The sequence below is a fragment of the Rhodococcus sp. KBW08 genome, from assembly GCF_003852455.1.
Taxonomy (GTDB): domain Bacteria; phylum Actinomycetota; class Actinomycetes; order Mycobacteriales; family Mycobacteriaceae; genus Rhodococcus_F; species Rhodococcus_F baikonurensis.
The window spans coordinates 250,182-272,250 of record NZ_QAJJ01000011.1; the positions used below are offsets into that span (position 1 = coordinate 250,182).

At 62.1% G+C, this 22,069-nt stretch carries 24 protein-coding genes; 7 read left to right on the forward strand and 17 right to left on the reverse strand.

Annotation, left to right across the window (positions count from 1 at the left end):
- Positions 1–3: 3 nt before the first annotated feature.
- The 10 genes from DBV08_RS16150 to DBV08_RS16195 form a co-directional block, all read right to left on the reverse strand.
- Positions 4–453, reverse strand: coding sequence for an Rrf2 family transcriptional regulator (locus tag DBV08_RS16150; protein WP_124568081.1), 450 nt, complete (start codon positions 451–453; stop codon positions 4–6).
- Positions 454–541: 88 nt separating this feature from the next.
- Positions 542–1,672: a galactokinase gene (gene galK / locus DBV08_RS16155; RefSeq protein WP_124568082.1), complete on the reverse strand. Its 1,131-nt coding sequence runs from the start codon at positions 1,670–1,672 to the stop codon at positions 542–544.
- A complete protein-coding gene (gene galT / locus DBV08_RS16160) occupies positions 1,672–2,787 on the reverse strand; it encodes a galactose-1-phosphate uridylyltransferase (RefSeq protein WP_387410786.1) in 1,116 nt (371 codons plus the stop codon). The genes galK and galT overlap by 1 nt, the downstream gene beginning before the upstream one ends.
- The gene (locus tag DBV08_RS16165; RefSeq protein WP_095972814.1) at positions 2,769–3,395 is read right to left on the reverse strand and encodes an SMI1/KNR4 family protein; all 627 of its coding nucleotides are present in this window, start codon (positions 3,393–3,395) and stop codon (positions 2,769–2,771) included. The genes galT and DBV08_RS16165 overlap by 19 nt, the downstream gene beginning before the upstream one ends.
- Before the next feature lie 21 nt (positions 3,396–3,416).
- Entirely contained in the window at positions 3,417–4,001 is a 585-nt protein-coding gene (locus DBV08_RS16170) for a TetR/AcrR family transcriptional regulator (RefSeq protein ID WP_095972813.1), read from the reverse strand.
- Positions 3,998–5,047, reverse strand: a complete 1,050-nt coding sequence (locus DBV08_RS16175) for a saccharopine dehydrogenase family protein (protein ID WP_095972812.1) — start codon at positions 5,045–5,047, stop codon at positions 3,998–4,000. Before DBV08_RS16175 ends, DBV08_RS16170 begins: the two co-directional genes overlap by 4 nt.
- A gap of 53 nt (positions 5,048–5,100) precedes the next feature.
- Positions 5,101–5,454 (reverse strand): VOC family protein, encoded by a 354-nt coding sequence (locus tag DBV08_RS16180; protein ID WP_124568083.1) that lies wholly within the window; start codon positions 5,452–5,454, stop codon positions 5,101–5,103.
- Between the two features lie 106 nt (positions 5,455–5,560).
- The gene (gene lepB / locus DBV08_RS16185) at positions 5,561–6,295 is read right to left on the reverse strand and encodes a signal peptidase I (protein ID WP_124568084.1); all 735 of its coding nucleotides are present in this window, start codon (positions 6,293–6,295) and stop codon (positions 5,561–5,563) included.
- A gap of 84 nt (positions 6,296–6,379) precedes the next feature.
- Positions 6,380–7,357, reverse strand: a complete 978-nt coding sequence (locus DBV08_RS33270) for a transglycosylase family protein (protein WP_124568085.1) — start codon at positions 7,355–7,357, stop codon at positions 6,380–6,382.
- A 219-nt stretch (positions 7,358–7,576) separates the two neighbouring features.
- Entirely contained in the window at positions 7,577–7,768 is a 192-nt protein-coding gene (locus DBV08_RS16195; protein ID WP_124568086.1) for a hypothetical protein, read from the reverse strand.
- A gap of 58 nt (positions 7,769–7,826) precedes the next feature.
- Here DBV08_RS16195 and DBV08_RS16200 point away from each other — a divergent pair, with 58 nt between their 5' ends.
- The 3 genes from DBV08_RS16200 to DBV08_RS16210 all read left to right on the forward strand — a co-directional run bounded on the left by DBV08_RS16200 (position 7,827) and on the right by DBV08_RS16210 (position 10,832).
- Complete coding sequence (locus DBV08_RS16200) at positions 7,827–8,015, forward strand: hypothetical protein (protein ID WP_124568087.1); 189 nt, start codon at positions 7,827–7,829, stop codon at positions 8,013–8,015.
- 235 nt (positions 8,016–8,250) lie between these two features.
- On the forward strand, positions 8,251–9,576 hold the full coding sequence (locus DBV08_RS16205; RefSeq protein ID WP_124568088.1) for a lipase family protein: 1,326 nt from the start codon (positions 8,251–8,253) through the stop codon (positions 9,574–9,576).
- Between the two features lie 5 nt (positions 9,577–9,581).
- Positions 9,582–10,832: a Tat pathway signal protein gene (locus DBV08_RS16210; protein WP_253253040.1), complete on the forward strand. Its 1,251-nt coding sequence runs from the start codon at positions 9,582–9,584 to the stop codon at positions 10,830–10,832.
- 49 nt (positions 10,833–10,881) lie between these two features.
- Here DBV08_RS16210 and DBV08_RS16215 read toward each other — a convergent pair whose 3' ends face one another.
- Together DBV08_RS16215 and DBV08_RS16220 are read right to left on the reverse strand one after the other, a co-directional pair.
- Positions 10,882–12,258, reverse strand: coding sequence for an MFS transporter (locus tag DBV08_RS16215; protein ID WP_095972805.1), 1,377 nt, complete (start codon positions 12,256–12,258; stop codon positions 10,882–10,884).
- Positions 12,259–12,309: 51 nt separating this feature from the next.
- Positions 12,310–13,185, reverse strand: coding sequence for an SGNH/GDSL hydrolase family protein (locus DBV08_RS16220; RefSeq protein ID WP_095972804.1), 876 nt, complete (start codon positions 13,183–13,185; stop codon positions 12,310–12,312).
- Between the two features lie 136 nt (positions 13,186–13,321).
- On the opposite strand from DBV08_RS16220, the gene DBV08_RS16225 reads away from it, so the two are divergent.
- Positions 13,322–14,605 carry a CdaR family transcriptional regulator gene (locus DBV08_RS16225; protein WP_124568089.1) on the forward strand — a complete coding sequence of 428 codons (1,284 nt, stop codon included), beginning with the start codon at positions 13,322–13,324 and terminating at the stop codon, positions 14,603–14,605.
- Between the two features lie 266 nt (positions 14,606–14,871).
- The gene (locus DBV08_RS16230; protein ID WP_124568090.1) at positions 14,872–15,600 is read left to right on the forward strand and encodes a YdcF family protein; all 729 of its coding nucleotides are present in this window, start codon (positions 14,872–14,874) and stop codon (positions 15,598–15,600) included.
- Positions 15,601–15,602: 2 nt separating this feature from the next.
- Here the strand turns inward: DBV08_RS16230 and DBV08_RS16235 are convergent, their stop codons facing one another.
- Entirely contained in the window at positions 15,603–16,511 is a 909-nt protein-coding gene (locus tag DBV08_RS16235; protein ID WP_124568091.1) for an AraC family transcriptional regulator, read from the reverse strand.
- Positions 16,512–16,687: 176 nt separating this feature from the next.
- Here DBV08_RS16235 and DBV08_RS16240 point away from each other — a divergent pair, with 176 nt between their 5' ends.
- A complete protein-coding gene (locus DBV08_RS16240) occupies positions 16,688–17,380 on the forward strand; it encodes an alpha/beta fold hydrolase (protein ID WP_124568092.1) in 693 nt (230 codons plus the stop codon).
- A gap of 54 nt (positions 17,381–17,434) precedes the next feature.
- On the opposite strand, the gene DBV08_RS16245 is transcribed toward DBV08_RS16240, so the two are convergent.
- Both DBV08_RS16245 and DBV08_RS16250 read right to left on the reverse strand, forming a co-directional pair.
- A complete protein-coding gene (locus DBV08_RS16245) occupies positions 17,435–17,866 on the reverse strand; it encodes a MarR family winged helix-turn-helix transcriptional regulator (protein WP_095972800.1) in 432 nt (143 codons plus the stop codon).
- Between the two features lie 148 nt (positions 17,867–18,014).
- Complete coding sequence (locus tag DBV08_RS16250) at positions 18,015–18,683, reverse strand: DsbA family protein (protein WP_124568093.1); 669 nt, start codon at positions 18,681–18,683, stop codon at positions 18,015–18,017.
- 140 nt (positions 18,684–18,823) lie between these two features.
- On the opposite strand from DBV08_RS16250, the gene DBV08_RS16255 reads away from it, so the two are divergent.
- Positions 18,824–19,651, forward strand: coding sequence for an AraC family transcriptional regulator (locus tag DBV08_RS16255; protein ID WP_124568162.1), 828 nt, complete (start codon positions 18,824–18,826; stop codon positions 19,649–19,651).
- On the opposite strand, the gene DBV08_RS16260 is transcribed toward DBV08_RS16255, so the two are convergent.
- Both DBV08_RS16260 and DBV08_RS16265 read right to left on the reverse strand, forming a co-directional pair.
- Positions 19,638–20,633 (reverse strand): ABC transporter substrate-binding protein, encoded by a 996-nt coding sequence (locus DBV08_RS16260; RefSeq protein WP_124568094.1) that lies wholly within the window; start codon positions 20,631–20,633, stop codon positions 19,638–19,640. The two genes, DBV08_RS16255 and DBV08_RS16260, sit on opposite strands and share 14 nt — an antisense overlap.
- Positions 20,634–20,639: 6 nt before the next feature.
- The gene (locus DBV08_RS16265) at positions 20,640–22,034 is read right to left on the reverse strand and encodes an MFS transporter (protein ID WP_095972797.1); all 1,395 of its coding nucleotides are present in this window, start codon (positions 22,032–22,034) and stop codon (positions 20,640–20,642) included.
- Positions 22,035–22,069: the final 35 nt, after the last annotated feature.

Genomic DNA, 22,069 nt, shown 5'->3' on the forward strand with positions numbered 1-22,069 from the left:
TGATCAGCCTGCTTCGTCGCTACGAGTGGTGAGGCGAAGCAGAACAGTTTTGGACGGCTGTCGGATGACGTCCTCGATCGTGACGGCGTCGAGCGAGACGAAAAACGCTTCCTGAGCGTCGCGCAGTGCACTCCGAAGGAGGCAGCCACCGCGCAGTGGGCACGGTTTGTCGCCTTCGCAGTCGACGACTTCACCCGGGCCTTCGAGGCGTCTGGCCAGCCAGCCGATGGTGGCGGTGCGGCCGAGTTCGGTGATTGAAAGTCCGCCGCCGCGGCCGCGCCTGGTTGTGACGATGCCCAACTCGCCGAGCCGTGTAACCACTTTGGTGGTATGGGAGTACGACACGTTGAGCTGCTGCGCAACATCCCGAGTGCTGGGGGAGGCATCCGCGTCGAGTACGGCCAACCGCATGACGACGCGCAATCCCAGATCGGTGAACTGCGTCAGTTGCATGATCTGAACCTACATAATTCGCATCTGAGATGACTATTTATGTGAGGGGGATCTCGAGGGCCCCAACCGGAGCGAACGTACCGTTCGCTCACAATCGGGTGGCCGAACCTCCGGCAGTTGCGCTGAGAAAGTGGGGTGCTCGCCACTGCCGCGCCGCAAACTCGCGGCTCACCGACGCGATGACCTCCGCACTGCTTCCTTCCGGAACCAACGCGATGGCCGAGCCTCCGAAGCCGCCGCCGGTCATCCGTGCGCCGATCGCACCCCCGCGTCGTGCTGCGGCAACGGCGACCTCGAGTTCTTCGCACGAGACCTCGAAGTCGTCACGCAATGAAGCGTGAGAGTTGTCGAACAGCTCTCCGATGTCACTGAATCTGTTGCTGCGTAGGAGTTCTGCGACCCTTCGGGTTCGTTCGATCTCGGTCACCACGTGCCGTGCCCGCGCTCGGAGGATCGGGTCTCGCACTGCCTCGGCCTGGTTTGCAGTAGCCTCTCGCAAACTGTCGACGCCGAGAGCTGTAGCTGCATCGAGACATTGAGATCGTCGTAACCCGTACTGTCCGTCCGCGAGCGAGTGCTTGACCCGAGTATCGACGACGATCAATTCGAAACCCGCACCGTGGAGGTCGAACGGGATGGGTTCGGTGGACCCGTCCTGGCAGTCCAGCAGGAGCGCGGTCGACGGCTGAGCAAAGAGGGCAATTGTTTGATCCATGCCGCCGGTCGGTGCCCCGACGCCCTCGTTCTCGGCTCGGATACAAGCTTGCACGAGCTGGTCACGGTTGAACGGTGAATCGTGAAGTTCATTGACGGCCAACGCAACCGAGCAGGTGAGGGCAGCGGAACTCGACAGCCCGGCTCCGACGGGTACCGACGAGTCGACTGCCAGATCGATTCCTCCGAGTGGGAGGCCTTCGAGCGCAAGAGACCGCAGAACGGCTGTGGGGTAGGCGGCCCATCCTGCTGCGATGTCGCCGACGGACCCGGTGTATGTCTCGTCGGATTGCCGGCTGTGAACGCGGACGACGCCGTCGCTACGCAGTGCGACAGCAACCAGTGTTCGCTGCTCGAGAGCGACCGGAAGGCACAATCCACCGTTGTAGTCCGTGTGTTCACCGATAAGGTTGACTCGACCAGGTGCCGCCCAAACTCCGGTTGCCGTATACCCGCAGGCGTCGATGAACTGTTGGAGCACAGATTCTTTCGAGACGGCATCCACTATTTCAACTCCCGTAATCGGGCCGCCACTGCCTCGGGAATGGCGTCGTTCACCCAGGCGCCCATGGCGGACTCGGACCCGGCGAGGTATTTGAGTTTGCCCGGCGCGCGCAAGATCGAGAACAGCTGAAGATGCAGTCGACTCAGAGGTCGGTCGATGCGGACGGGAGCTTGGTGCCAGGCAGCGATGTACGGTACCCGGTCGACGCCCGGATAGAAGCGATCGACACGGCGCAGGAGATCTTGGTAAACGACCGCAAGTTCCTCGCGCTCTTCGTCGTTCAGCGAGGGAAGGTCCGGGATGTCGCGATGCGGTGCCAGGTGAATCTCGATGGGCCATCGTGCGGCGATCGGGACGTAGGCGCTCCAGTGATCGCCGTCGTAGATCAACCGGGTTCCGTCCTCGCGCTCGGACGCCAGAACATCGGCGAGTAGTGAGCGCCCGGTGCGCTCGAAGTGTTTGTCCGCTTGCGTCAGCATCGATCGGGTGCGTGGCGTGACATACGGGTACGCGTAGATCTGTCCGTGCGGGTGGGTGAGTGTTACCCCGATTTCTTCGCCGCGGTTCTCGAAGCAGAAGACTTGTTCCACAACCGGATCCGCTGACAACTCTTCGGTCCGAGAAATCCAGGCACCCACAATCGTGCGCATGCGTTCGAGCGGAAGTTCGGCGACGGACGCCGTGTGATCGCTCGAGAAACACATCACTTCGCAGTGGCCGAGGGCTGGGCGATCCCCCGGGCCGTCTCCGGTGTTGGGGGCGCCATCCTGCGGTGCCGACGCAAAGCTCGGAAACCGATTCTCGAACACCGCGACGTCGTAGTTCGCGTCGGGTATTTCTGTAGGCGTGCGTGTTTCGTTGGTCGGGCACAGCGGGCATTCGGCAGTGGAGGGGAGATGGGTCCGTGTCATGCGATGGGAGGCCACGGTGATCCACTCGCCAGTGAGCACGTCGTACCTCATCCGAGACGAGTGGTCGAGTGTCGGCAGTTCGCGGGTATCTCGCGCAGTGTGGTCGCGGGTACGGCCGGCATCGTCGAAGTAGAAGATCTGACGCCCGTCGGCAAGGGTGCGGCGGGTCGGGTTCCGCTCCGACATCATGCGTCGACTTCCCATTCCAGAACACCCTTGCTGACAACGGGTTTCCAGACTCCGATCGTGGACCCTGTCTCCAACGCAGCGGCATGGGCGGCCAGCATGACCGAGATGGACGCCCAGATCGGCCCGCCGTTGTCGGTGGCGTCCGACGCGTACTCCGTCACACAATGATGGAGTGCGCCGCTGCGCGTGTCCACGAAGTAGTGGTACTCGTCCAGTCCGGCAAAGGGAATGAACGAAGGGATGAACATGGTTGCGGCAGTGCCTGCGTCGCGTCGATCGTGTCGATCCATCTCGTCCTCGGCATAGAGGTCGGGATTCTCGTAGATCGTCTCGTCCCACGTTTCGAGGAGAGTGAGACGAACTTCGGTTGCGACGTCGATGGGGTAGAAGAACTTGTCGGGGAGCACGCTGCCGAGGAAGAGTCCCGTCCGGTCGTCGTGGGTCAGGCTGCCGTTGTGCACCCGGTACAGGTCGCGAAGTTCCTGGGGCCACGTGACGCCGGTCGAGGCTTCGAATTCCTCGACGACGGCGTCACCGAGCCCTGGTTGAAACGCTGCAGCCGTCACCGGTGCGTGAGTACGGCACCACGCTTCGATTCGGCTCCATTCGTTTGCAACGCTCATGGGCTTTACGATACGTCCGAGTCAGGACCCGTGAATCAGGTACTGGAGCGTGTTCACCAGCTTTCGGTCCGAAGCCTCGGACTTTCGGCCGGTGATTCCCGAGCGGAGAACGGCGGAACCCTCGAGCAGGCTCACGATGGTCTGGGCCGTTGCGCTGAGGTCCACCGCATCCAGATCCGGTTGTGCACACGCAACAGCGCGCTCCACGTGTGCGATGTACTGCGCGTAGAAGTCTCGAACCACCACAGCCACTTCCTCGTCTGCCGCAGCAATCGCCCATACTTCGACGTACAAGCGCACTGTTGCCTCGTCGTCCTGTTCTCCGAGCAGGACTGCGATGAAGTGTTCGGATTCCTCGCGGGACAAGCTCTGATCCGTATCGGTGACGACGGCAAGGCGATCCAGTGAACGGGTCAATGCACGTGACATCACTGCGCGTATCAGATCTGCGCGGGTGGGGTAGTAATGCTGCAGGTGCCCCACCCGCACGCCGGCCGCGGCTGCGAAATCGCGCATTGCCGAGTTGGCATTGCCCTGCGTGGTGAGGACCTGTTCTGCTGCGTCGAGAAGTGCTGCCGCGCGGGCGGCACCCTTGGAGGGGGTCATGCCCGCAATACTGCCACCCCGAAGTTCTCCAACTCGGAGACGGTGCTGCGCGGGTTCGGAAGCGACTCGGGGAAAGCAACTCCCGGCCGAGCATCGCCGCTCGAGGCGCGTCTGACGGCGAGCGCGCCGCCCACCGCGGTGAGGTGAGCTTGTCCCTGCGGATCTACGATCGTTGCGCTCGTCGTGCCCCTCGGACCGGTGACGTCGATGCGTACTTGCGCACTCCCGCCCTTGCCGGGCGAGTACAGGAGTCCACGTCGTAGGGGCGTGAAGCGGTCGCCGCGACCCCAACGAAACAGGCCCACCTTCTTTGCGGCAAGTAGGGCGGTGGTGGATGCATTCGAACTGAAACCGATTCGAGTACTGGCAGTTTCGGTTCCCAATGTCATGGGAAATGTGAATTGTTCCGGAGTGTCGATTCTTCCGACCTTGGTACGCGAACCGGGAAAGTCGATCCAGCGTGTATCGGTCAACGGGCTGACGGTGATCGGGTTGCCGTTCTGCATCACCTCGAAATCCTGGCCGAGGCGATCGATGAAGTCGACGGAGTCGAGCCCGGCAATATCGTTCACGTCGTAGCGAATCGAGACGTCGACGGTGGTTGCGCCACCGAGTTCCTCGGCCAATGCTGCGGTGACGATGTTGGTGACGCCGCCCATCCATCCGGACGAGAGGTACACCGGTGCCTTCGGCGACATCTGGCCGGCCAGAGTGGCGGCGCGAGCGACGCGGGATGTCCAGCGGGTGATGTCCACGTAGGGAATTCCGGCCTCGACGGCGGCGGACAACACACGATCGTGGGGATCGTTGACCGTCGACACGACCGCGCGTACCGACGCGTCGAAGGGCGTCGGGTCGAGGAGGTCCCAACGACGAACGGAGGCGCCGTGACGGCGAGCCAGTTCGTTGCCGCGCTCGGGGGTGCGCCCGGTGAGGAGCAGCGGGAAGTCTGCGGCGAGCAGGGCGGTCAGAGCGCTGCCCACGGTTCCGTATCCGCCGGCCACGAGGATCGGGCCGTCGGCTGAGTACTGCAATGAATCGGTCATGCACTCAACTCTAGGTCAAATGACCTAAAACGTCGAATGGCATTTTCGAGTGCTCAGTCCCGGTGTCGCACGATGTTGACGACGTTGCCGTCGGGTGCCCGGACGAGGAATCGGCGAACACCCCACTCTTCGGTCGTGATGGGGTGCACGATTTCGTAGCCGAGCTTTCGCGCCTCTTCGTAGGCGCCGTCGACGTCATCCGTGTGGACGGAGATGACCGAGTCTTCGGCCGCAGTGGCGTCGTGCGTGACGAGCTGTACGTGCGCGCCGGTGTCGGGGGAGGTATAGCGAGCGACCCATCCCAAGTTGAACTCTTCGGTGCTCAGGCCGAGATAGTCGGAGTAGAAGCTACTGGCGGTTCCGACATCGGCGACTTTGAGATTGGCGGTGATGCGTCGTGTACGCATGTGGTTCTCCTACCTTCGGCAACAGATGTGCTCGATGATCGTCCGAATGCGGAGTCGTGTCGACTGTGTAGTCCGAAGATGCGGGTTACCTGCTTGATTCGATCTGTCACTGCGGATCGAACGAGCTCACAGTTCCCCACCGTGAGAAGGGAAGGACGATCAGTTGAACCTTGCCGATGACATTGTCGATCGGCACCGTTCCTCTGTGTTCGTCATCGAGATGGAAACGTGAATCCTTCGAATGGGCACGGTTGTCGCCCATTACCCACAGGTTCCCGTCGGGAACGGTGATCGGGCCGAAATATATTCCCTGACAAGGGATGCCGTTGCCCGAGGTGCGATTGTCGATGTACGGCTCCGTCAGCGGCTCGCCGTTCACTCTGAGCCCCTCTTCTTCGGACAGGCACTGTACGGTTTGGCCTCCGACCGCGACAACCCGCTTCACGAGGTCGTTTTCGTCCGGGGGGACCAAGCCGACGACGGACCCGAGTCCCTGAAACGCTCGAACCACCGAATTGTCGGATCGAATGGATCGATACTCGTCGTTCCAGGATTCGGGCCCTTTGAACACGATTACATCCCCAGGCTGCGGATCCCCGAATCGATAGCTGATCCTGTCGACGAGGATCTTGTCGCCCGTGCATCCGGTGCATCCGTGCAGCGTCGGTTCCATGGACTCGGACGGGATCAGAAAAATGCGTCCGACGAAGTTCTGAATGACGACACTCAGAACCAGGGCGACGACAACGAGAATGAGAATCTCACGCCACAGTGGACGTTTTCTCGGATGAGCAGCCTTCGTCGATTCAGTCGAGCCTTCGTGGGCGTCGGATTCCGTCACACTTCCGACAATAGATGGCGCCACCAGTCGCCGACCCGATACGCACCTTCTCGGTTCGTGAAACTACCTGTAGGCCGCCATGCTTCAGAATTTGATCACGCCCCCCACGAATATCCGGTCGGGATCGGCGATCCAGGCATTGGCAGCCCAAACATCCTGCCAACGAAAACCTTTCGCAGAGGCCAGATTGGACAACGTATCGCCCGCGGACACGGTCACCGCGTCGCCCGCTGCTGTATCGCATGCTCCCGCCGATTTCAGGAAGCCGACAGGATCGACAGCGTCGCCGTTGTGAATGCGGAGATGAAGATGCGGGCCGGTCGAACTCCCGGTGTTGCCCGTAGCGCCGATCTTGTCACCGACCTCGACATGATCGCCTTCGCTCACCCAGGTTTCGGAGAGGTGTCCCATCTGGATCTGTTCGCCGGTGTTCGCTTCCATCTGGATGTAAGTTCCGTATCCGCCGGGATCGTACGGTCCGGCAACTGAGATCGAGCCCGAGGTCGGGGCATGGAGCACGGTCCCCACATCGACCGCGAAATCCGTACCGTCGTGCCCAGGATGGAATCCCTGGGAGATGATCCCGTCGACCGGCCATTCCCACCTGCATATGTTGTCGGCCTGCGGTGCCGCCGGTGCCATCTGGAGAGCCTCGGCGGACTCTTCGGTCGATGGAGTCCGAGTGGACGAATCCGGGGTGGTGCCACCCCAGCCGAGGTAGGCGCCACACACCGGCCATGCACCGATGCCCTGAGCTGAGAGGGTTGTCTCCGCAGCCGCGACTTGATCGGCAACCGACGCCATGTCGGCGCGAGCCGGTGCACCCTCCGGTTTGTATGCGTCCCACGTCGACTGTGTGAACTGGAGCCCTCTGTAGAAGCCGTTGCCGGTGTTGATGTTCCAGTCTCCGGAACTCTCGCACATGGCCACTTGTGACCAATCGTGTGCGCTGGCTACGCCCGTGTCGACGATTGCGCCGGCAACTGTGAGAGCGCCTGCTCCCGCGGCTATCGCGACGAACCGTGCGGTGTGAGAACGATAGTTTCTCCGGTGATTTCCCATGATTGTTTTCCTTCATCGGTCTGACGGACAGCGATTGCGGTTCGACGTGCGGCCGGTGTGTTGCGCAACGCGTTTCGCGAAATGGTCAGTGCTGACATGTGATTGAGGCGGAGGGTGTGTGAAGGTCCTGGTCTCGACCTCATGATTTCGAGGCATGGCAAGATTGGCCGCTCTTCGCGATCGCCGACAACGGCTCAATGGCCCGGTGGCATACCTGTTTTACGGACCGACGCAGTACGGATACCGACGCAGTACGACCACCGACGCGGTCGGCGCCGATTGGTGCCGCTTGAAGGCAACTGGCTGCCATGTCCCGGTCGTCGGCGATTCGATACCGGGCGGATACAGGTAGCCGAACAGGCCATTCGGCCCGTGTGCAGCCGAGCGCAGATTGCCATGCTGAAGCAACACCGAAACAGGATCGCTGTCGATCCCCGAGCTTGCGGCACGCCGGCGCCACATTGAACGAATGGCGCACCCTTTTGAGGGAGATGTGTCGCGCCCCAAGGGTCGCGTTCTGCGCCCGGGGATGAGCCCTCCTGCGGTATCCGGAGAGTTGGATACTGCAGGAGGGCATTCTCTTGCCGTAGTGGACGCCGAAGGCAGCGTCTCGTCCGCCGCCTGTCTTTCGCCGTCTGTCGACAAGGGTGCGTGGTGACCAGGGCGCATTGTCAGCACGGCCGTCGCGACGACATAGCGGGTGGCCGTCGAACCAGCCGGGTGCGATCAATGGTTCGAGCCGAAACACTCACAGCAGACTTGCCGAACAGGTGCCGTCAGCCTGTGCCCGATCGAGGTATTCAGCCAAGGGATCGGTGCCCGACTTGTCTGTTAATGCAGGTGAATGGGAGTGTAGGGGTGCTCATTACCCGAAAGTAAGGAACCCGTGAACGATGTTTGACTCGACGTGGCGACGGTGGTCATGGCGCGCCGGAACGGCATCGGCCCTGGCAGTGGCCTTGTTTGCGGTGGGGTCGCCGGCTGGTGCGCAGGAGACCGTCGACCTGGCCGACGTGTTCAACCCGTTGGTCGTGAAGGCACTTCAGGGCGCCGACATCTCGACCGAATTGACTCCACTCGGGCTCTCGTCCGACGATCCGTGGTTCGACGAGCCTGAAATCGAGCCCGGCACCGCCCCAGGGACTCTTCTCAAGGCGCGTCCGGTGAGCGTTCAGGTTTACCAGGTCCGCCCGGACGTCGTTTCGGCTCACCAGCTCATGTACACAACCACTGATCATTTCGGTCGGCAGGTGATCAGCACCGGGATTCTGATGATCCCCGAGGACGGCACTGCACCAGGTGAACGCAAGATCATCGGATACGCCGAGGCGAACGACAGCCTGGGCGCGAACTGCGCGCCCAGTCATCAGTGGACCGGTGGAAACCAGAGCGACCCCGCGATGTTCTCGGCGCTCGGCCCGGTGGCGCAGATGTTCGGTCACGGCTGGGCAGTGATGATGAGCGACGTCGGCAACGACGGCGACACGGCTCCTCACCCGTTCTCGGTCGGACAGTTCTCGGGCAAGGCGACGCTCGACGGTGTGCGGGCAGCGCTCGCGCTTCCTGAAGCCGGCCTCGAATCGGATACACCTGTGGGTATCTACGGCGTCGCCGGAGGCGGTGTCGCAGCAGGTTTTGCCGCGGAACAGGCGCACGACTACGCGCCGGAACTGAACGTCCAGGCCAGTGCCATCCAGGCGATGATGATCGATCCGGCAACGTTCGAGGAGACGGCGGCCGGAGGGATCGGTTCGGGATTCGTCTTCTCGAGCATTCTCGGATTCGACGCGGGTTACCCCGACATCCGTCTCGATGATCACCTCACTCCGATCGGGCACAACGTGGCCGGCGCCTTCCGCGCTTCGTGCCAGGCGCTGTACCTCGGGCTCCCGTTCGTTCCCTTCGACGTCCTGCTCACCAACCCGGCTCCCCGAACGATCCCGGCCCTGGCGGCGGCGTACGCGGACAACACGTTGGGAAAGCAGGCGCCGGCTTCCAAGCTTCTGATCTCCTCCTGTGAGGACGATTTTCTCGTCCCCTTCAGCGAGGCGGAACAATTGGCGCAGACGTATCGCACAGGCGGTGCAGACGTGGACCTGATCCCCTCGCAGTGCGGGCCGCTCGATTACGTGACCAATCTCTACAAGACGGTGACCGATCAGTTGGGTATGCAGGACATTGCCTGGTTGGCAAAGACCTTCGACGAAGCCGAAGGGTGATGAGCATGCGGAAGTCTCTGACGCGCAGGGATTTTGCGCGCGCAGTTCTCGTCGCTTCGGCAGGTATCGGAGGTGCGGTCGTACTGGGAAGCCGGGCGTCCGCGGGCACTGGTGACCTGGACAGGTACCTCGACCTCGAAGCAGTGAACGCAAACGCCGAAGCAGCGGGCGGTCTGCATCCGCTACTCCCGTCGGATTCCGCGACGCTGCGGAGTCTGGTCGATGCTGCCCGAGCGTCGGGTGTAGACCCGTACCGCTATCAGACCCTCCTCAAGCAGTACTGGCTCGCAGTGGGAACTGAATCCGCAGGTATCGATCTCGCGTCGTGGACGCCGTTCGACGGGGTACACGCGAATCTCGGAAACCTGACCAACACTTTCCAGTTCTACGAGCGACTCCAACTCGAGCATCGAGAACTGCAGTGGGCAGGTATGGGCGGAATGGTCGGGCCCGCTTTCGCCGGTGGCCTGCTCGACTTGGACTACGGGCGAGTGGTGTTGGAAGTCCAGGCGATCAGCGAAGCGATGGCACTGGTGTGGCGAGAGGTCGACCGCGTCGGATCGCCGATCACGACGTCGATGGGAGCGCCCGAGGACATCGCGGCGCTTCTCCAGGTCGGCCACGAGATTCGTCCCGAGGACGTGATGTGGTTCCAGGGCAAGGTGATCGCGATGAGCAAACACATCTTCTCGGATCTGATTCCGATGCACATGGCGTGGGTTCACGACGGCGTCGACGGCATTGCCGAACTCGATCGTGCGGGGCTGCTCGACGAGAACGCCCGTACCGCGTGGACCAACATCGCTTCGGGGACACCGGAGGCCGTGTTCGACGGCAACGTGCGTCTGCTGCGGCGGGAGCAGTACCAGTCGGTGGGTGATCAGTGGGACGAGGCAAAGGCCTACCGTGGCAGCGTCGGTCGCTCGTTGACTTACCTGACCACCTTCGCCGCATCACCGTCCATGCCGGGCGTCGTGCCGCCGCGTGAGTCGAACCCACTCTCGTTCGCGGTGGGCAATGCCGTTGTGAAAACACCGCTTCCGGACTTCAACTGGGCTGACCGGGGCGGTCGTTGGACCTACATCAACGATCAGTTGCTCCCGGTCTACAACAACTTGATGAAGAATCAGCCGGAACTGTGGCGATCGACGCTGGCGGCGCCGGTGTCCGTTCGAATTACCGAGCAGCGAATGATCGCTCGCTTGCCGGACATGCTGCGGTCCGTGCTGTCGACTCTTGCGATCACGGTGAACTGACTTCGGTGGCGGGGCTTCGGGAGCCCCGCCACCGCCGTGAGCTAGTTGATCAGGCCTGGCTCAGTTCTGCTTGCATGCGCGCGGAGTCCTTGCCGACGGTGCGCGTGGCCAGGTAGATGAATACCGCGGTGAGTGCCAACATGATCGGCACGAGATACATTGCCGAGTTCAGCCCGTCGCCGGCGTACTGAGTCAATTTTCCGGTACCGGCGTCGGCAAGCGCACGCTTGGCGAACCAGTCCGAAATCGCGCCTACAGCAACAGGTCCCGAGAATCCGCCGAGAAGATACATGGCAGCGAAGAACAGCGCCGTCGCAGTGCCGCGAAGCCTGGGAACCACGACGTCGTGAATTGCAGGGTAGACGCTGATGTAGAAGCCGTAGGCCAGAAGCCAACCGGCCGAGAACAAGAGCGTGAACATCACGACGCTCCCGCCGTGTTGCAGCAGTGCCAACGCCGTCAAAGGCGCTGCCAATGCCGAGGTTCCCACGCCGATCATCAAGCGTGCTCGCGGTGAGCGTGCGCTGGCCTTGTCTGCGTACTTGGCGCCGAGAACCAATCCGATCAGGCCGGTGATACCGACGATGATGCCGGTGACCGACGCTGCAGCAGTCAGTTTCAGGTGGTACTGGCGCATCAGAAGCGGGACGACGAACGAATTGACCGCGTAGGCAGCGAAGTTGAAGGTCAGTCCGGCAAGGATGAGCCAGCGGAGCGTGGGAATTGCAAGCAGGCGACGGATCGGTCGCGTGATCGGTGCCTGTGAAACAGCGGCTGCGCGGGCCTCCGGACTTTCGGAACCACCACGAACCGGATCTGCCATGCGGTAGAGGACAACTGCCAGAAGGACACCGGGAATCGCGGCGAGGAAGAACGGTGCCCGCCAGCTGTCGAAGGCCTCGGCGATCTTGCCGACGGTGAAGTACGCGAGCATCAGACCGATCGGCAAGCCGAGCATGAAGACGCCGAGAGCACGCGAGCGTCGTTCCGCCGGGTACATATCGCCGATCATGGAGTTTGCCGCAGGTGTGAACGTCGCTTCTCCGACGCCGACACCCAGACGCGCAAGGATGAACAGCACGTAGCTGCCGGCGGCACCGGTTGCTGCCGTCAGGCCGCTCCACACCAGGAGGCCGATGCCGATGATCTTGGGCCGGTTCTTCGTGTCGGCCAACCGGCCCAGCGGCAGCCCGGCGATCGCGTAGACGAGGGTGAAGGCAGAGGTGATCAATCCCAATTGCAGGTCGCTGAGCGAGAACTCGTTCTTGATCGGCTCGGCGACGACCGAGGGGATCGCCCGATCGAAGAAGTTGAGCATGTTTGCGAGAAACAGTGCGACGAGTGTGCCGCCGAGCAGTTTGTCACGGGTTCCGACGGGGGCGCCGTCGACGGACGGCAGCGGTGGAGCGTCTCGTTGAATTGACATGGTTGTTCCACCCTTTTCGCGAGTGCTGAATGAATTGTGCTGGGGAGGGGCTCAGGACAGAGCGTCGGCGACGGCGTTGCCGATGGCTTGCATTCCGGCTGCGGTGGGATGCAGTGGAACCGCCGGCTGGGTCGGGACGATTCCGGTGTAGAACGCGGTTGCCGGATCCGTGCAGATGTCATGTCCGGCAGTGGCTTCGGTGATGTCGATGTACTCGACGTCGTGACGGGCAGCGGTCGCTGCCATGACAGTGTTGCCGTAGTCGATCACACTCTGGAGATAGTCGGCGTCGCGCGGCCAGAACGGTTGGGTGCCGGGGCATCCGCCGGTGGCGATGTATGTCCCGTATCCGATCACGACGATGCGTGCCGATGGCGCACGGTCGCGAACCGATTCGATCATGGAACCCCAACCCGCGGAGGCATTTTCGATCATGTGTCGCTGCTGATCTACGCCACCCGCGGTGAACTTGTCACGGCAGGAGGTTCCGGTGGGTTCGGGAAGTGGATTGACACAGCTCAGAACTGTCGGGAACAACGAGATGTCGTTGGCGCCGATGGTGATGGTGACGAGGTCGGTGTCAGGACCCAATGCTGTTGCCTGCGGCGGTACTTGACCGGAGAACGTCGGTTGTGCGGTGTCCGTGACGTTGGCGGATCGCGCCGACGAGCAGGTCACGTCCGTGAGTTGAGCGCCGAGTCTTTGCGCCACTACGGAAGGGTAGTTGTCGAGTGATCGTAGGCAGCCCGGCGACGACGAGTCCTGTGCGTTTACCAGTGGGCCGGCCGCCGCGGAATCGCCGAGTGCGACGTACTGGACAACACTGTCCGACGTCTCGGCGCTCGACACACCGGTCCCGATGGCGGCGATCGAACCGGCAGCGACGACGCCTGCCAGAATGGCTGCGCTGCGCGTCTTCCACGTCACTCGAGGCTCCTATTGGTCGATAGTGAGACTTCCAGTTACGCCACCGATTGTGAATTCGAGAGTGGCGTGGGTTACATAGTGATAGGAAAAAGGCAGGTCGGCCTTGTGATGGCAATTCAATTCTGTGGAGGGTTTTGTGTCTGTGAACAAAGAACTGCCGTTCGAGCCGATATTGGTTGGCGGCAGATCTCTGGCCGATCGCTTGGCGCAACGCACCCATCCGCTGGTCATGGCGACGGTCGATCTGGTTCACCGCAACGTCACCTTCTACCGGTTGCTCCCGGACGAGGCGTTGCGTAACGACGTCACCACTATCGTGAGGCGAAACCTGGAACTGTTCATCTCGATGCTCCGGACGGGCGCAGATCTGGCGCCCGAGTTGCTCGCCGACATCAGTGAATCGGCTCGTCAACGGGCGCAGGAATTGGTTCCGCTCGGTGAGGTGCTGCGCGCATATCACCTGGCCGCAGGGTTGTGGTGGGAGACGATCAGCGAATGGGCGGTTCCGGAAGACGGTGTTGCACTTGCGCGCACCGGACGACTCTTGAATGCATACACCGCGGCCTCCACGTCCGCGGTTCTGGCCGGCTACGGTTCCGACCACGCTACCCAGACGGACGAGGATTCGGCGCGAAGGTCGCTGTTCGTAGCACTTTCGACGGGTGTCGATGTGGATCGAGTCTCCGACGAGGTGGGGATCAGGTTGGCGCGCCTGTACTGGGTGGTGGCGCTGCACGTCGAGCGGAACGACGACGAGTCCTCGACCGAGGTGGATACTGCCGTCGCGGAGCGGAGAAAGGTGCGCCACCTGCAACGCGAACTGGATCAGGTGGGGCGGGACAAAGCCCTCGGAGTGCTCGGGAGCAGTGGCGGAGCCGTGCTGATCCCTATCGTGGAATCGGAACCTGCAGAGGGAAACTGGGCGTCGAGCCCGCAGTATCTGACGCTGTGTCGACGGTTGGGGGATCTCGAAAAGGTGATCGGTGCGTCCACAGTGGCCGCCGTACATATCGCCGCACCGGTCGCAGTTCCTGCAGCCGTGACTCAGGCGCGCGAGGTGCTGAACGTCGCCCGAAAGTACGGACGCACCAGTGGCGTAGTCCGTCTCGAAGATCTTGCAGTCGAGTACCAACTGACGCGGCCCAGCGCTGCCCTACCGATACTGGCAGATGTGTTGTTGCCGTTGGAGTCCGATAGTGCGGTACTCGAGACGCTCGAATCTTTCATCGACTCCGGATTCGATCGAGCCGCCACCGCCCGGCAGCTACACGTACATCCGAACACAGTGGTGTACCGCCTGCGGAAGGCGAGTTCCCTGACGGGACTTGACCTGTCGTCGCCGAAGGATCTCGTGCGCGTCACCATGGCGCTGGGAGCGCGCCGCGCACTCGGCATCGAGGCGGACGCTTCCCGAACATGACGCGTCTGTGGTTCTCGGTGAACGAGCCGGAGGGCTGGAGATCCGGCCGGGAGACATGGCCAGGGGGATCGGGCGACCAGGAACACCTGGATGCAACATCGTGATCTGGGACAACCAATTGTTGCCGTTCAGCGTTGTCGACCTTCTCGGTGACGCTGCTGCTCAGATAGGTAATGAGGCGGGCGCGTCGATTCGAGATGCTGGTAGATGACGGTTTCGAATCCGAATTGTTGCCCAATATTTATGTTTAGTCTGTGTGACGGTCAGTGAACAGTAAATTTGAGTCAAATGATGCAATCGCGGCCAAATATTCGTTACCGTGGGCTGGACAATCGACAATCTGGGGGTTCGGCTACATGGCAAATGTTCGCAGGTCTGTGACGAAGGGTTTGATCGCTGCTTCGGTAATCGCCGCAGCTGGGGTGGGTCTTTCGCCGGCGACGGCGAGCGCCGACATCACACCGACAACGGTCGTCAACGGGATCTTGTCGACGGTGGGTGGGTGCCAAACACCGGTGCGGTCCCTCATTCTTGCCTGCACGAGCGCTGAGACGCTGACGCGCCAGTCGCCCGTCCTGCTCGACCTGAACCCGGTGGGCACCAACATCGTCGTCTTGGGCGCCGGCCTCTTCGATGACGGCACGATGCGTCCCATGCTGGTCGACCGACTTCAGGCGGCGTTACAGCTGGCTCGTCAGTACCCGCGTTCTCCAATCATCACGAGCGGTGGGGCTCCGAAGGCCGGAGTGACCGAAGCCAGGGCGATGCGTGAGTGGCTGGTTGCCAACGGCGTCGACCCGGGCCGGATCACCGAAGAAGGAACGTCGTGGTCGACGGTGGAGAACGCGCTCAACTCTGCGCGGATTCTCGCCGATCGAGGCGCGACCGGCGTGGTTGTGGTCTCGAGCGCCAATCACGTGGAACGTGCGATGGTGGATTTCCGCGTTGCGGTTCTCGGCCGGATTCCGGTCGCCGGTGTAATCGCTGCGACCTGACGTCAGTGATTGTGGGAGTTGGATTTTCGCCAGTTCAACGGCGAGGCGTCGAATCGTCGACGGAAGGCGCGGCTGAACGCGGCATCGGATTCGTAGCCGACAGTTACCGCAATGGTTCCGACCGGCTCGGTAGTTTGTACGAGTAGTTCGGCCGCGCGGTCGAGTCGGCGTTCGGTGATGTAAGCGCCGGGCGTCTGACCGACCAGTCGCGAGAATCGCTCCGCGAAAGACGATCTCGACAGCGTGGACAGCGTCGCCAATTCGTCGATGCTCCAGTTGCGAGAGGGGTCGTTGTGGACGGCCTCGAGTGCCTGCCCGATTCGTGGATCCATTGCGGCGGTCAGCCATCCGCCGTTCGAGCCGTCCGCCCGTGCCCATGCTCTGAGTATCTGGACGAAGAGAAGGTCGAGAATTCGGGAAACCATCACGGAGGAACCGGGTCTCGGATCGTTCACCTCCTCACTCAACAGACGACTGCTCACCTCCAGCCACTCGACCGGGGTCGACTGTGTCGGACGCAGTTCGACGAAGTCCGGTAGAACCGAGAGCAGTCGCTGAGCCGCAACGTCATCGAGTGTGAAAGTTCCGAAAAGCCACCGTGTTTCGGTTCTCGGGAGGACCGGAACCGCATTCTCGATCGTATGTGCGTGCCCATGGGGTAACAGTACGAGTTCCCCTGGACCGAGTTCGATCGGTTCCTTTCCCTGCGTTCTGATCACTATGTCACCGCGCTCGGCGATGTGAAGTGCTCGTACTCCCGCCGGCACCTCCACGGTGAAGTTCTCACTGTGGACGCAGCGATGAATCTGATCGCCGCGAAGGTGAACGACTTCGAGAACATGCGAGAGGGTGTCCCGGGTTCGGGTCTCGTCGGTGGTGGGTACGTACCGCTGTGAGGATGTCGTCGTCATGGGTCGGCCACTCCGGAGGTCTCGAACATTTCGGTGTTTCTGCATAAAAACTTGGCAATCTGGTCATGGTTATTGATCCAGGATCCCCTTAACGTGGGTAACAGGCAAGGCGAGTTTTCGGAGGCTTGCCGATTGTCGGAGTGCTCGTTCCCACTGCGTATCTGAAGGAGTTGGTCATGGCAGAGAAGGTAAACATCGTTCTGGTGCATGGAGCGTGGGGAGACGGTTCTCATTGGCGTCACGTCATACCGACTCTCCATAACGCCGGGCATCGGGTGATCGCGGTTCAGAATCCACTTACTTCGCTGGCCGCCGACGTGGACCGCACCAGGAAGTTGGCCGAATCCATGGACGGCCCGACGCTACTGGTCGGGCATTCGTACGGCGGTGCGGTGATCACAGGCGCGGGTCATGCGGAAAATGTTGTGGGACTGGTGTATATCGCTGCCTTCGCACCGGACGAGGGGGACAGTCTGGGGAGCATCTTCGCTCGCACTGATCAGCCTGCGGGAGCGGCGAACATTGCGCCGGACGCCGAGGGCTTCCTGTGGATCACCCCGGACAAGTTTCAGGAGAGTTTCAGTCAGGACCTCGACGATACCGAGGCATTGGTCATGGCGCTGACGCAGAAACCCATTGCGGGTCAGTGCTTCTCGGATCCATCAGGGCCGCCGGCGTGGCGTGGGAAGCCGAGTTGGTATCAGGTTTCCGGGCAGGACCGAATGATTCCTCCCGAGACCGAGCGTTGGATGGCAGAGCGCATCGGTGCGCGCGAGATCGAGGAACTCGACGCGGGTCATGCATCGTTGGCGTCACACCCGCACGAGGTAACCCAGTTGATTCTGCGTGCTGCGGCACAAGTGTCGTGACGGGGTAATGCGTCCGGCCATTCGAGTCGGCTGTTCTGCGCTGCTGCTCCGGTGTCAGTCTTTGGCCTGAGCGAGGCGACGCAGGAGAGCGGTCAGCGTGATGACGTCGTCGGTGTCCCATTTGGCCAAGCGAGCACGCCAACGGTCGATCTGCTGGTTGCGGTAAGTCGTGAGCTTCGTTCGTGCTTCGGGTGTCAGCGCGACCAACTTTGCGCGGGCATCGTCGGGATCGGGGATGCGTTCGACCAGACCAAGTCTGGCCGCCGCATCGATCTGCCTGGTCAGCGTCGACTTCTCGATGTTGAGTATCGAGATCAGGTCTGCCATCCGAACGGCGTCGGACCGGCTCAGGAGCACCAGAACGTGGTACAGAGCGGGGTCGAGTTTGGGATGAATCGCCCGCGCATCGTCTCGCGAGCGCGCACGTCCCTTCTGCCACATGTCGGTAAGTTCCATCTCCAGGCCGGTGATCGGATCTGAAACCACAGGTTTTCCTCCCCTTGGTGCAATTTGTTCCGATGTTCATCAAACCAGAACTGGAGGGTGTGTGAATTCGGTGGACTTGCGCTGAGCGAACGGTACGTTCGGCGCACTGACGGCGCTGAACGTACCTTTCGCTCGGGAAGTGAGTGGATCAGGCCACGGCATACGCCCGCACGCACGTGTTCAGGTCGCGGGTGAGATCGGCCGCTGTACTGGTCGGAGAACCGAACTTCACGACTGACCCGTCGCTTCCGTGGAACAACAGTGTCGGAAACGACGTGGCGCCGAGCGTGCGTGCACGGACGAAATCGGCGCGGGCGGCGTCCTTCGACGCGGGGGTGAACAGGGAGGACATTGCGGCAGACGGGTCGAGTCCGAGTGACTGCGCGATGGCTCGGTAGGTCTCGGGATCGGAGAGGCTGTGGCCGTCTCGGTAGAAAGCGATCTGCATGGCCTCCGCGACGTCGAGTGCGCGTGTCGGGTCCTGTGCGCGCAGCGCGGCGAGTCCGATCGCAGCATCCGTCGAATCCATGACGAACCGTCCGTCAGACACCAGTTGTGAATATCCGTCACCGAAGACGGCGCCGGTCTGGGCTGCGATGGCGGCGTTGGCTGCTTTCAGGTACGGAGCCGAAGACATGGGTGCGACGCGCTCACCGGTGAACAGTCCGCCGCTGACCACGGACACGTCGACGGCGTCGGCATTTTGACGGACGAACTCCGTCAAAGCAGGACCGAAGCCGAAACACCACCCGCAATAGGCGTCGAAGACGTAGGTGAGTTGCGTCTTGCCTGCTGTTCTCGAGCGTGATGTCTGCACTGGAGGATTCCTGTCCGAGCGTGAACTGATTGATACTCTGACGGTATGTCGCATTCGGGTATTCGGTCACGGTGAAGATGAGTCCCGAACTAGTGAAAAACAGACAAGTGCCCGTCCGGGACGTCGGGTACGCATCTTCGGTGGCGGATGCGACCGAGATCGAAGTTCTCAGCCTGGACACCATTCGCGTCAACGGGGGAAGCGCAGAGTTCGTCGGCCCCCAACGTCCGCAGTTTCACTTGCTCGCGCTGGTGACCGAGGGTTCGGCGCTCCACACCATCGACTTCGTGAACTACGCGGTGAGTCCGGGGACTGTGTTCTGGGTCAGGCCGGGGCAGGTGCAACAGTGGGGTCGAATCCAGGATTTCGAGGCGACGGTCGTTCTGTTCACGCCCTCCTCGCTCGACGCCGCCAGTCAGCAACTGTTGGACGGAAACTTTCGTAGTAGGCAGGCAGCGTGGCAGTTGTCCGGCGAGAACCTCGAGACCATCAGCACGGGTATGAAACACCTGAACCTGAACTACGCGTGTCCGGATACTTCCGCGCCGGCCGTTCGCGCGGCGATTCTGCGGCACACGCTGACGGCAATTCTGTTGAAACTGACCCATCTCGGCGGGCAGGAGCAGAGTTCGGTGCTGGCACACAATGACGTGTTCGAAAGGTTTCATGCCGCTGTCGAACGTGACTTCGCCACGGTACGTTCGGTTTCGGAGTACGCCAACACGATCGGGTACTCCGAGAAGACCGTATTGCGAGCTACCCGATCCGCTGCCGGGATGACCGCGAAGCAGTACATCGATCAGCGAGTGGTGCTCGAAGCGAAACGATTACTGTCTTTCGGTACGGACACGGTCACCCAGGTGGCGTCGAAGCTGGGGTTCGACGATTCTGCGAACTTCACCAAATTTTTCGCCACCCGGGTGGGTGTTTCTCCGCTGACCTTCCGTCAGGACGTCAGAGCGCGCTGAACGCCGCCCATCGCGCGTCGGCGCTGTCGAGCGTTCCGATACCGCTCTGCCCCTTGCCATGTGCGATGCCGTCCAGATCCTGGATGATCCAGTAGATGGCAAAAGGATGGCTGCCGAACCAGAGATCACCGCTGACGTCCAGAGCGTGCGCAGGATCGGGTGTCAGGTTGTCGAACAGCGGAGTGTTTCGCACGACGGACGCGTCGTACTGCTGCCCGGAAAGTACGGCGACGGTCTGCGCCGCATGTTCGGGCAGGAGTTCCGGTGAGACGGGTGAAATCGTGCCGGTGTCTTGATTGTTGGTGGCGTTGACTTCCGATACGGGCCTGGTGAATCCTGCCTCGGTGACGAGGGTGGAGATGGGAGTGGTCGGTGGCACGGTGAACAGGTTCCCGCTGTAACCGAGCAGTATCGCAAGGCTCTGGCCTCCCGCCGCGGTCTTGACGTCGTCGAGACCGGATTCCAGCTTTCCGATCATGGCGGTTGCTTCGCTGCCTCGATCGAGCTGTGCCCCAGCTTGTTCGAGCACGTCGCGCCACGGTGCCGAGTAGGGGAGGACGAGGGTTGGTGCCACGGCGTTGATCTGAGCGAACAGACTCGGCAGTGGACCGGCATTGCTCATCAAGATCTCGTCGGGCTCGACCGACGCGATCTCCTCGACGGCCGGGTTGGCGAAGAAGGTCGGCTTGTCGAGAACTTCGACGCCCTGCTCGCGCAGAATCGATTTGGCGACGTCCGATCGCAGGGTGCTGTAGACGACGGTGGGCTTGACGCCGAGTGCGAGTGCACTCAGACCTGCATACTCGTCGAGAGCGAGAATGCGCTGCGGTGATGCGGGGACCTCGACGGTGCCGAGTTCGTGTGTGACGGAGCGAGTTGCGGAAGGGGCGTCGGACTCGGCGGAGCTGCTGCACGCGCTGGCGCCGGCAACGGTGAGGAGTAGCGCCGAGACGATGCCGAATGCGGTTCGGGTGGTGAACATCTGAGGTCAACGATCCATTCGTGGGAAGAAGAAGGACAGGAGGGTGCCGGCCAGCAGGAGGCCGGAGCAGACGAAAAGGGCTTGGGAGTATCCGGAAACCAGTGCTTCGGTCGGCGCACTGCCCGAGCGTGCCGTCGAGGAAGCAGCGACGCTCACGAGAACGGCCAGTCCGAGTGAACCGCCGATCTGACGCGACGTGCTCAGTAGCCCTGATGCCATGCCGACCTCTTCGGGAGGAGCGTCGGCGGTGGCGACGTTACTGAGCGGCATGAACGACAGGCCGATGCCGATACTTGCCAGAAGCGAAGGCACCAGGATGACGGCCCAGAAGGGACTGTCGAGGTTCATGGTCGAGAAGATGAACGTCCCGACTGCTGCGACTGCTGTTCCGACGACGAGCAGTGGCCGGACTCCGTAGCGCGGAAGGAGTTTGGTGGAGGCGAGGATGCCGATCACCAGGCCGAAACAGAAGGGCAGGAAAGCCAGGCCGGTGGTGGTCGGTGAATAGCCCAGTCCACGTTGCAGGAAGAGCGAGACGAAGAAAAACGCGCTGAATTGTGCCGCACACACCAGGCACATGATGGCGTTGGCCAGACCGATTCGGGGGCGAAGCAGGGTGGACAGTCGTACCAGTGGTGTGGCGCAGCGGCTTTCGACCACAACGAAGGCCGTCAGCAGAGCGATCGTCAGCGCGAATCCGCCCAGCACGTAACTCGAAGTCCAGGAATGTGATTCAGTGGCGATGACGGTGCCGACAAGGGCGGTGATTCCGGCCGTCGCCAAGATGGCGCCGGGGAGATCGAGGGAGCCGCCTCTGGCGGCCTGGCCGGCCGGCAGGCCACGGGCACCGGCAACTGCGGCGATCAGTGCGACCGGTGCGCCGGCGAACATCACCCATCGCCAACTGAGTCCTTCGGTCAAAATGCCACTCAGAACGACGCCCAGTGCGCCGCCAAGTGCTGACGACATTGCGCCGATGCCGAATGCCTTGGCCCTGGCACGTCCGGTGGGAAAGGCCTGACTGAGGGCGGCGAGTCCGGCCGGTGCGATCATCGCGGCACCGACGCCTTGAAGCGCCCGAGCTCCGACAAGCATTTCGGCGGACCCCGAGAAGGTCCCGATGATGCTGACGAGCGCAAACAGCAGCAGCCCGGAAACCAGAACGCGACGAGTGCCCATCACGTCGCACAGACGGCCGCCGAGAAGCAGCAGCCCGCCGAAGGCCAGGGCGTACGCGTTGACGACCCAGGACAACCCGGCGTCGGAGAAGTTCAGCGATTCCTGGATGTCCGGCAATGCGACGTTGATGACCGACATGTCGAAGGCCACCAGGAACTGCGCTGCCGCGGCGGCGGTGAGGACCAGAGCAGGCGCGGCTACCGCCCTCGTTGTTGTTGTCATTGCAGGTACCTAATTTGTATACGCGTTCTCATAAG